Below are 10,194 nucleotides of genomic sequence, written 5' to 3'. Positions count from 1 at the left end.
CTCGGCGGTCGGCTCGGGCTGCATGGGTTTCTCCTCGATTCGCGGGCGGACGCGGCCGGATCGCCGACGGCCGCCCCGCGAGTCCTGCGGTCCCCGGTCCGTACGCCGTGCCGTCCGGCGCGAGGCCCGGCACCGCGTACGGCGGCGGCCCGCCGGTCGTCGCTCCCTGGAGGGCGGGGAGCATCAGGGGGCCTCCTTGGCTGCCTTGCGGGAGCGCAGCACCTCGGCGGCGAGCGGAAGCAGCGAGACGACCACGATCAGCGCGATCACCGGCAGCAGGTACTTGTCGACGTTCGGGATCGAGGAGCCCAGCGCGTATCCGGCGAGCGTGAGGCCGAGGCTCCAGACCAGTCCGCCGATCACCTGCCAGAGGGTGAACGTCCGCGTGGACACGCCGAGCGCGCCCGCCATCGGGTTCAGCACCGTACGCACCACCGGCACGAAGCGGGCCAGCACGATCGCCTTCGCGTGGCCGTACCGCTCCAGCAGTTCCTCCGCGCGCTGGGCGCCCTCGCGCAGCTTCGCCGAGCGGCTGCGGGCCAGCAGCGCGCCGCCCGCCTTGCGGCCGAGCAGGAATCCGCACTGGGAGCCCGCCAGGGCGCCGACGGCCGCCGCGAGGAGCAGCGGACCGAGCGAGAGGTGCAGCCCGCGGTCGGACGAGCCGGTGCACAGCAGGCCCGCCGTGAACAGCAGCGAGTCTCCGGGCAGGAAGAACCCGATCAGCAGGCCCGTCTCCGCGAAGAGCACCACTCCGACGCCGAGCACGCCGAAGGCGGCCAGCAGCGAGTGGGCGTCGAGCACGTTGAGCGCGAGCTGCGACGCCAGGTGTGGGGGAGTGGCCATCGCCGCACGCCCTTTCCTTCGACTTGCTTCGAAAATATTCGACTACACATTTGTAGACGCTCAGCCGTACCGCAAACGTACGCAGCGGCTGGATCGTTCCCGGACTTTGCCTGGCGATTGCCGGTTCGTGACCGGTTGACTACATGGGCATGGCCATGATGGTCGCGAAGGTAAGGTATGCCTTCACTAACTAGCCGGGGAGGGCCGCAGGGCATGTGGGACGACGCGTTTCCGAGTTTCCTGATCGGATTGAGGGAGGGACTCGAAGCCGGACTCATCGTCTCCATCCTCGTCGCGACCCTGGTCCGGGCCGACGCGCGCTCCCGTCTGCCCCAGGTCTGGACGGGTGTCCTGGCCGCCATCGCCGTGGCGATGAGCTTCGGCGCGGTCCTCACCTTCACCGCCGCGTCCATGCCGCAGACCGCACAGGAGGCCTTCGGCGGCATCCTCAGCGTGATCGCCGTCGCGTTCGTCACCGCCATGGTGTTCTGGATGCGCCGCTCGGCCCGCAACCTCTCCGGCGAGCTGAAGCAGAAGGTCACCGGCGCGCTCGCCATGGGCTCCGGCGTGCTGATCCTCACCTCCTTCCTCGCCGTCGGCCGGGAGGGCCTGGAGACGGCCCTGTTCCTGTGGACCACCGCCCAGGCCGCCGGTGAGTCGGCGGGCCCGCTGACCGGCGCCGGCGTCGGACTGCTCATCGCGGCCGGTCTGTGCTGGGGCCTGTACCGCAGGGTCCTGAAGATCAACCTGACGAAGTTCTTCACCGCCACCGGCGTCGTCCTCATCGTCATCGCCGCCGGTGTCCTCGGCTACGGCCTGCGCGACCTCCAGGAGGGCGGTGTCCTGCCCGGCAGGACGGCCTACGCGATGGACCTCGCGGGCAGCGTCGACGCGGGCTCCTGGTACAGCACCCTCGTCCAGGGCGTCTTCAACCTGACCCCCACCATGACCTGGCTCCAGGTGCTCGCCTACGCCGCCTACCTGGTCGTCGTCATGACCCTGTTCGTCCGCGGGGTGCGGACCACGGCCCCGAAGCCCGCCGCCGAGCGGCCCGAGCCCCAGCCCCGGGACCGCCGCCGGGCGGTCTGGGTGGTCCCGGTCGCCGTGGTCGCCGTACCCGCCGTCATCGCCGGACTCGTCGTCGCCTTCGCCCGGCCCAAGCCCGCCGGGGACCAGACCGTCGCCGTCTCCGAGACCGAGTGCGGCAAGGGCTTCACCGCGCCCAAGCCGGGCCGGCAGACCTTCCAGATGCGCAACACCGGCGGCAAGACCTCCGAGGTGTACCTCATCGACCCGTCGACCAGCGCGGTCTACGGCGAGATCGAGGGCCTCGCGCCCGGCACCACCCGCGACCTCGTCGCCACCGTCGCCGGCGGCACCTACGCCTGGCGCTGCGTCCCCACCGGAGGCAAGGCCGTCACCTCCAGGTCGGTCACCGTCAGCGGCGGCGGCGCGGCCGTGCCGGTCGTCCCCGTCTCCGAGCAGGACCTCGCGGCCCCCCTCAAGGCGTACAGGACGTACGTCGAACAGGGCCTCGCCACCCTCGTCACCCAGACCCGCACCCTCGACGACGACATCGAGGGCGGCCACCTGGACAAGGCCCGCACCGACTGGCTCACCGCCCATCGCACCTACGCCTCCCTCGGCGCCGCATACGGCACCTTCCAGGACTTCGACAAGAAGATCGACGGCCGCGCCGACGGCCTCGCGGACGGCGAGCACGACAAGGGCTTCACCGGCTTCCTCCGCCTCGAGTACGGCCTGTGGCACGGCCAGTCGGCGAAGGAGCTGAGCGGTCCCGCCCGCGGGCTCGCCGCGGACGCCGACGGCCTGCGGAAGGCCTTCCCGGCGCAGGAGTTCGACCCGGGCGACCTGCCGCTGCGCGCCCACGAGATCCTCGAGAACACCCTTCAGTTCGAGCTGACCGGCGACACCGACGAGGGCAGCGGCACCAACCTGGCGACCGCCGACGCCAACCTGGCCGGCACCCGCGAGCTGCTCACCGTCCTCAAGCCGCTGCTCACCACCCGCGCGCCCAAGCTGCTGCCCACCGTGGACGCGGACGTCGCCCGGGTGCAGAAGCTCCTGGACGCGGCCCACGACGGCAACCGCTGGACCGCCGTCGACAAGCTCGCCGCGACCGACCGGCAGCACCTCGACGGCGCGGCCGGCCAGCTGCTGGAAGACCTCGCCCCGGTCCCGGACCTGCTCGAGATCCGGAAGTCCGCCTGATGACCGCCGCGCACCCGCACCCCGAAGGGACCCCACCGATGTCGACCGCCGACACGCCGACCTGCCCCGTCGGCCCCGCCCGCCGCTCCATCGTGCGGACGGCGCTGGGCGCCGGTGCCGCCGGAGCGGTCCTGGCCGGCGGCGGCTTCGCGCTCGGCGAGAGCGGCGGCACGGCCCAGGCGCAGACCACCGGCGCGGACGGCGGGGCGAAGGTCGCCTTCCACGGCGCCCGCCAGGCGGGGATCACCACCCCGGCACCGGCCGCCGCCACCTTCCTCTCCCTCGACGTCATCGCCGACGACCGCAAGGGCCTCACCGACCTGCTGCGGACGATCACCGAGCGGGCCCGCTTCCTCACCTCCGGCGGCGCCCCCACCGACCTCGGTGTCGGGGCCCCGCCCTCCGACAACGGCATCCTCGGCCCCGAGGTCCCCTCGGACGGCCTGACCGTCACCGTAGGCGTCGGCGCATCCCTCTTCGACGACCGCTACGGCCTCGCCAAGGCCCGGCCGGCCCGCCTCACCCCGATGCGGACCTTCCCCAACGACAACCTGAACGCGGCCGAGTGCCACGGCGACCTGTCCCTGCAGATCTGCGCCCAGAGCCAGGACACCGTGCTGCACGCGCTGCGCGACATAGCCCGGCACACCCGGGGCGCCATGCAGATCAAGTGGCGCATCGACGGCTTCCAGAACACCCCCCGCCCCACCGGCGCCCAGCGCAACCTGCTCGGCTTCAAGGACGGCATCGCCAACCCGGACGTCAACTCCGCGCGCGAGACGGACAGGCTGATCTGGGTCGGCGACGGCCAGGGCGAGCCCGCCTGGACCAGCGGCGGCAGCTACCAGGTCATCCGGATCATCCGGATGCTCGTCGAGTTCTGGGACCGGGTCTCGCTCACCGAGCAGGAGAAGATGTTCGGCCGCCGCAAGGACACCGGCGCCCCCCTCGACGGCGCCAAGGAGACCGACGTCCCCAACTACGCCAAGGACCCGCACGGCACCGCGATCCCGCTGGACGCCCACATCCGGCTCGCCAACCCGCGCACCGCGCAGAGCGACAGCTCCCGCATCCTGCGCCGCGGCTACAACTACGACCGGGGCGTGGACAACGTCGGCAACCTCGACATGGGCCTGGTGTTCTGCTGCTACCAGCAGGACGTCAAGCGCCAGTTCGAGGCCGTCCAGACCCGGCTGATCGACGAGCCCCTGGTGGACTACATCTCCCCGACCGGCGGCGGCTACTTCTTCGCCCTGCCCGGCGTCCGGGACGCGAAGGACTGGCTCGGCCGGGGCATGCTCTCCGCCTGACCGCGCCTTTTCCCGCCGTTTCGGCCCCTTTTTCACGGCAGACCTTCCCCGTGGCTTTTCCCTGCCCATGGGGAAGGTCTGCCGTCGCCTTTACTGCACATGAGTTGCAAGTACAGACTGATGGCATCAGGCTATGCTGTGCAGCCTTGCCCGCACCACCGAAGGATGACCCTCCCGATGACGGCCGCCCCTGGTTCCGCTCCGTCCCTCCCCGCCCAGGCCGAAGCCAAGCGCTCGGCCTGGCACCGTGTCCGAGGCTCCATGACACGGCAGGAGTGGATCAGGGTCGGCGGGATGGCCGGATTCGTGCTCGCGCTGCACGTCATCGGCTGGGGCACACTGGTCGGCATCATCGCGCCGCAGCACTTCAGCGTCGGCAAGGAGTCCTTCGGTATCGGCATCGGCGTGACCGCGTACACCCTCGGCATGCGGCACGCCTTCGACGCCGACCACATCGCGGCGATCGACAACACCACCCGCAAGCTGATGGGCGAGGGCCGCCGCCCGCTGTCGGTCGGCTTCTGGTTCTCCCTCGGTCACTCCAGCATCGTCTTCGGCCTCGCCCTGCTGCTCTCGCTCGGCATGAAGGCCCTGGCCGCACCGGTGCGCGACGACAACTCGCACCTGCACCAGGTCACCACCCTGATCGGTACGACGGTCTCCGGCACCTTCCTCTACCTGATCGCCGGGATCAATCTCGTCGTCCTGGCCGGCATCTGGAAGGTCTTCCGGCAGATGCGCTCCGGTGCCTACGACGAGGCCGCCCTGGAGACACAACTGAACAACCGAGGCTTCATGAACCGCCTCCTCGGCCGGGTCACCGGCTCGATCAGCAAGCCCTGGCAGATGTACCCGCTCGGCCTGCTGTTCGGCCTGGGCTTCGACACCGCCACGGAGATCGCCCTGCTGGTCCTCGCCGGCTCCGGCGCCGCCTCCGGACTGCCCTGGTACGCCATCCTGACCCTGCCGGTGCTCTTCGCGGCCGGCATGTCGCTGCTCGACACCATCGACGGTTCGTTCATGAACTTCGCCTACGAGTGGGCGTTCTCCAAGCCGGTCCGCAAGGTCTACTACAACCTCACCATCACCGGCCTGTCCGTGGCCGTCGCCCTCATCATCGGCACCGTCGAACTCCTCGGCCTCCTCGCCGACAAGCTGGACCTGCACGGCGTCTTCTGGGACTGGATCTCCGGCCTCGACCTCAACACGGTCGGCTTCGTCATCGTCGGCCTGTTCTTCGCCACCTGGGCCGTCGCCCTGCTGGTGTGGAAGGCCGGCCGCATCGAGGAGAAGTGGACGGCGGGCCTGGCCGAGCAGCCGGCCGACTGACCTGGCCGGGGCTCGTGGGGTTAATGATCCGGCTGCGGGAAACGCGGACCGGGACCCCACGAGCCGAGGAGGAGGCGACCATGAGCGACCAGCAGTCCGAGCAGAGCCCGATGGCCGACGACGCCTACCAGCCCACCGGGACCAACGAGGAACAGGAGGACGCCGGCCCCCTGGACCTGCAGGACGCGGTCGGCGAACGCTCCTACGACGACATGCTCGACGAGGGCTACTCCCCGCCCGAACGGCCCCTCGGCGTCACCAGGCACGGCACCACGGCCGCCGAACAGCACGAGGGCGAGACCCTGGACCAGCGGCTCGGCCAGGAGGTCCCGGACGTGACCGCACCGGACGGTGACGGGGTCGGCGACCTGCCCGGCGGCGACGGCGAGCCGGTGGACCCCGAGGCGGGCGAGTCCCGCGCCGGCCGCCTGGTCGCCCCCGACGAGGGCGCCCACACCGACACCACCAAGGAAGAGATCGCCGAGGACGTCGGCATCGACGGAGGAGCGGCGGGCGCCGAAGAGGCCGCCGTGCACGTGGTGCCGGACGAGACCGACCTGCCGGAGTGAACCGGGCCGGTCGGCCGGACCGCTCTTCTCGCCCCGGGCGGACCGGGGGCAGAATGAACGCATGGGCCGGCGACCCGCTGATGTGAGCGCGCCCGCCCGGCTGGCCGGTCCCGAGGAGGGCATCGGCGCCGACGAACTCGCGCTCGCCACCCGCAACCACGGCCTCCCGCTGGAGGCCCTGCGGCATGACGTCACGCCGCCCGGCCTGCACTACGTCCTCACGCACTACGACATCCCGTACGTGCCGCAGGCCGGGGCCTGGCGGCTGACCGTGGACGGCCGGGTGCGCCACCCGCTCGACCTGAGCCTCGCCGACCTGCTGTCGTACCCCCAGGTCACCACCCGCGTGACCCTGGAGTGCGCGGGCAACGGCCGGGCCCTGCTGACCCCCCGCCCGGTCAGCCAGCCCTGGCTGGTCGAGGCCGTCGGCACCGCCGACTGGACGGGCGTACCGCTCAGGACGCTGCTCGCCGAGGCGGGCGCCGACCCGGGCGCCGTCGACGTCGTCTTCACCGGCGCCGACCACGGCATGGAGCGGGGGGTCGAGCAGGACTACCGGCGCGCCCTGCCGCTCGCCGTGGCCACCGGCGACGACCCCGAGGTGCTGGTCGCGACGGCGATGAACGGAGCCCCGCTGCCCCCGCAGCACGGCCGGCCCCTGCGCCTGATCGTGCCCGGCTGGTACGGCATGGCGCACGTCAAGTGGCTGTGTTCGGTCACGGTGACCGACGCCCCGTTCACGGGCTTCCAGCAGTCGGTCGCCTACCGGCTGCGGCGGACCGCCGGCGAGGAGGGCGAGCCGGTCACCCGCATCGCGCCGCGCGCCCTGCTGGTGCCGCCCGGCTTCCCGGACTTCCTGTCCCGCACCCGGGTGCTGCGACCGGGACCGGTGACGCTGCGCGGCCGCGCCTGGTCCGGGCAGGCCCCGGTGACCTCGGTCGAGGTCAGCACCGACGGCGGCGAGAGCTGGCAGCCGGCCGACCTCGACCCGCCCGCGGACGGGCACCGCTGGGCGTGGCGGGCCTGGCAGCGCACCTGGACGGCGACCCCGGGCGACTACCTGCTCGCCGCCCGCGCGACCGACGCGGGCGGCCACACCCAGCCCCTGGACCAGCGGTGGAACCGGGGCGGATTCGTCAACAACGCGGTGTGCTGGGTGCGGGTGGCCTGCCTGGACGACGACTCGGACGTCCACCGATGACACCGGCCGGGCGCGTGGCCGCCCGGCCGGTTCCCCGTTGTGTCGTGCTCTCCCGGACCCCCTCAGGGCAGCAGCTTCTCGATGGCCGCCGGCCCCTCCGTCTCCAGCTTGCGGCGCGCCCAGTCGAGCGTCTTCGGGGTGACGTCCCTGCCCGCCGCCATCACCAGGTCCTCCGGAGTGACGTCCTGCTGGGGTGCCGAGTGGAGCAGGGAGTCCGGGGTGCAGTGGTCGTCGGACGACCGGGACTCTCCGGGTGTGGATGTCGACATGTTGCCTCCTCCTCGGTCCGGATGACCGCATCCGTGCCGGTGCCCTTCGAACGGGGCACACTCTCACCATTGCCCGCCATGGCGCAGCCTGCATCCGGAAGCGCCGGGGAGGCGGGTGCCGAGCGCCTTCCCACGCCATCGCAAAGCACTCGCTCCTAAGCTGGAAAACATCCCGCACCCCACACGGGGAGGCCGCACATGGCCGAGATGCCGTTTCCCGAGTACGAACCCACCGGCCCCCGCTATCTGCCGATCGCCGATCACGGTCTGATCGGTGACCTGCGCAGCGTGGCCCTGGTGGGCACCAACGGCACGATCGACTGGTACTGCTGCCCGTCCTTCGACAGCCCCAGCGTCTTCGCCGCCATCCTGGACGCCGATCGCGGCGGCCGCTTCGAACTGGCCGCCTCCGTCCCGGCCCGCACCAAGCAGTTCTACTTCCCGGACACCAACGTGCTGATCACCCGCTTCTTCACCGAGGAGGGCGTCGGCGAGGTGCAGGACTTCATGCCCATCACCGGGGAGGCGACCGGCGAGGCGGGCCGGCACCGGCTGATCCGGCGCGTGGTGTGCGTGCGCGGCACCGTGCCGTTCCGCGCGCTGGTCGCTCCCCGCTTCGACTACGGCGCCGCCCCGCACACCCTGCGCGACGTGGACGGGACGCTCTTCTTCGAGTCGCCGGAGCGGTCGCTGTCCCTCACCTCGACCGTGGCCGTGGAGTGCGACGAACGGGACGCGCGCGCCGACTTCAAGCTGGCCGAGGGCGAGACGGCGGTGTTCGCCCTGGACCAGGTCGGCGAGGCGGTCGCCCCGCGCGGCTGCGCCCGCGCCGAGGCCGAGCACGAGTTCAACGCGACCGTCACCTACTGGCGGCGCTGGCTGCACCAGTCCCGCTACCGGGGCCGCTGGCGCGAGATGGTGCACCGCTCGGCCCTCACCCTGAAGCTGCTCACCTACGCCCCCACCGGCGCCATCGTCGCCGCCCCCACCACCAGCCTGCCCGAGCAGTTCGGCGGCGAGCGCAACTGGGACTACCGGTACGTGTGGGTGCGCGACGCCGCCTTCGCCGTCTACGCGCTGCTGCGGCTCGGCTTCAGCGGCGAGGCCGAGGCGTTCATGCGGTTCCTGACCACCCACATCAGTCCCGGCGACGGCGCCGCCTCCGGCCCGCTGCAGATCATGTACGGCATCGACGGCCGCACCGACCTGCCCGAACGCAAGCTGCCGCATCTGGAGGGCCACCAGGGCTCCGCCCCGGTCCGCGTCGGCAACGCGGCCGCCGACCAGCTCCAGCTCGACATCTACGGCGCCCTGATCGACTCCGTCTACCTCTTCGACAAGTGGGCCCAGCCGATCCCCAGCGGCCAGTGGGACGACGTGTGCCATCTCGTGGACTGGGTGTGCGAGCACTGGGACCAGCCCGACGAGGGCGTGTGGGAGACCCGCGGCGGCCGCAGGAAGTTCCTGTACTCGCGCCTGATGTGCTGGGTGGCCGTCGAACGCGCCATCCGGCTCGCCAACCGGCGCGGCCTGCCCGCCGACCTGCCCCGCTGGCGGCAGGCCCGGGACACCATCTACCGGCGGATCATGGACCGCGGCTGGTCGGAGCGCCGTAACGCCTTCGTGCAGCACGAGGACAGCGAGGTCCTGGACGCGTCCGTGCTGATGATGCCGCTCGCCAAGTTCATCGCCCCCACCGACCCCAAGTGGCTGTCCACCCTGGACGCCCTCACCGAGGACCTGGTCTCCGACTCGCTCGTCTACCGCTACGACCCGCAGGCCAGCCCCGACGGACTGCGCGGCGACGAGGGCACGTTCTCCATCTGCTCCTTCTGGTACGTCGAGGCGCTGGTCCGGGCCGGCCGGCTCGACGAGGCCCGGCTCGCCTTCGAGAAGATGCTCACGTACGCCAACCATCTCGGCCTGTACGCCGAGGAGATCGGCCGCACCGGGGAGCAGCAGGGCAACTTCCCGCAGGCGTTCACCCATCTGTCGCTGATCAGCGCCGCGTTCAACCTGGACCGGGCCCTCGGCTGACGCACCGCCGTGTGCCCGCTGGCCGCACGGGTACCCGGGCATCTCCGAAAGGGGAACGACAGGGTCCACAGAAGGAGGAGACCCCGTATGACCAGCACCAGTGAGACCGGCGAGGTCACCGGCACCCGCGACAAGGACTACAACCTCATCTGGTACGTCGAGCGGTGCCTCAACAACGCCCTGCGCCTGGAGACCTACATCCAGGACGCCGAACGCGACAAGGACAACGAGGTCGCGGAGCTGTTCCGCAAGGCGCAGGCCGACAGCCGCAAGGGCGCCGAACTGGGCAAGCAGCTGCTGCGCTCGCGGCTGAACGGCGGCTGACCCACCTCCCCGCTCAGGCGAACCGGGCGCTCGGCACGGGCCCGGCGGTCCGTACCCGCGCCCGGTCGCCCCGCAGCCAT

The 10,194-nt window shown here is 71.7% G+C and carries 9 protein-coding genes and 1 pseudogene; 7 read left to right on the top strand and 3 right to left on the bottom strand.

Annotation, left to right across the window (positions count from 1 at the left end):
- Together ACWEN3_RS32595 and ACWEN3_RS32590 are read right to left on the bottom strand one after the other, a co-directional pair.
- Positions 1-184: pseudogene (locus tag ACWEN3_RS32595) on the bottom strand (hypothetical protein); the annotation flags it as partial.
- Positions 184-843 (bottom strand): DedA family protein, encoded by a 660-nt coding sequence (locus tag ACWEN3_RS32590; protein ID WP_452978135.1) that lies wholly within the window; start codon positions 841-843, stop codon positions 184-186. The gene ACWEN3_RS32590 and the pseudogene ACWEN3_RS32595, both read right to left, overlap by 1 nt.
- 213 nt (positions 844-1,056) lie before the next feature.
- On the opposite strand from ACWEN3_RS32590, the gene efeU reads away from it, so the two are divergent.
- The 5 genes from efeU (at position 1,057) to ACWEN3_RS32565 (ending at position 7,484) form a co-directional block, all read left to right on the top strand.
- On the top strand, positions 1,057-3,075 hold the full coding sequence (efeU, locus tag ACWEN3_RS32585) for an iron uptake transporter permease EfeU (RefSeq protein ID WP_452978132.1): 2,019 nt from the start codon (positions 1,057-1,059) through the stop codon (positions 3,073-3,075).
- Positions 3,076-3,113: 38 nt separating this feature from the next.
- Positions 3,114-4,385 (top strand): iron uptake transporter deferrochelatase/peroxidase subunit, encoded by a 1,272-nt coding sequence (gene efeB, locus ACWEN3_RS32580; protein WP_452978129.1) that lies wholly within the window; start codon positions 3,114-3,116, stop codon positions 4,383-4,385.
- Between the two features lie 177 nt (positions 4,386-4,562).
- On the top strand, positions 4,563-5,714 hold the full coding sequence (locus ACWEN3_RS32575; RefSeq protein WP_452978126.1) for a HoxN/HupN/NixA family nickel/cobalt transporter: 1,152 nt from the start codon (positions 4,563-4,565) through the stop codon (positions 5,712-5,714).
- A gap of 80 nt (positions 5,715-5,794) precedes the next feature.
- On the top strand, positions 5,795-6,283 hold the full coding sequence (locus ACWEN3_RS32570) for a DUF5709 domain-containing protein (protein WP_452978124.1): 489 nt from the start codon (positions 5,795-5,797) through the stop codon (positions 6,281-6,283).
- Between the two features lie 61 nt (positions 6,284-6,344).
- The gene (locus ACWEN3_RS32565; protein WP_452978121.1) at positions 6,345-7,484 is read left to right on the top strand and encodes a sulfite oxidase; all 1,140 of its coding nucleotides are present in this window, start codon (positions 6,345-6,347) and stop codon (positions 7,482-7,484) included.
- Between the two features lie 62 nt (positions 7,485-7,546).
- On the opposite strand, the gene ACWEN3_RS32560 is transcribed toward ACWEN3_RS32565, so the two are convergent.
- Positions 7,547-7,753: a hypothetical protein gene (locus tag ACWEN3_RS32560; RefSeq protein ID WP_452978118.1), complete on the bottom strand. Its 207-nt coding sequence runs from the start codon at positions 7,751-7,753 to the stop codon at positions 7,547-7,549.
- A 198-nt stretch (positions 7,754-7,951) separates the two neighbouring features.
- Between ACWEN3_RS32560 and ACWEN3_RS32555 the strand changes: the two genes are divergently transcribed.
- On the top strand, positions 7,952-9,790 hold the full coding sequence (locus tag ACWEN3_RS32555) for a glycoside hydrolase family 15 protein (RefSeq protein ID WP_452978116.1): 1,839 nt from the start codon (positions 7,952-7,954) through the stop codon (positions 9,788-9,790).
- Between the two features lie 87 nt (positions 9,791-9,877).
- The gene (locus tag ACWEN3_RS32550; protein WP_452978113.1) at positions 9,878-10,114 is read left to right on the top strand and encodes a hypothetical protein; all 237 of its coding nucleotides are present in this window, start codon (positions 9,878-9,880) and stop codon (positions 10,112-10,114) included.
- Positions 10,115-10,194: the final 80 nt, after the last annotated feature.

The organism is Streptomyces sp. NPDC004561, from assembly GCF_053602155.1.
This window is presented reverse-complemented; position numbering and strand designations above follow the sequence as displayed.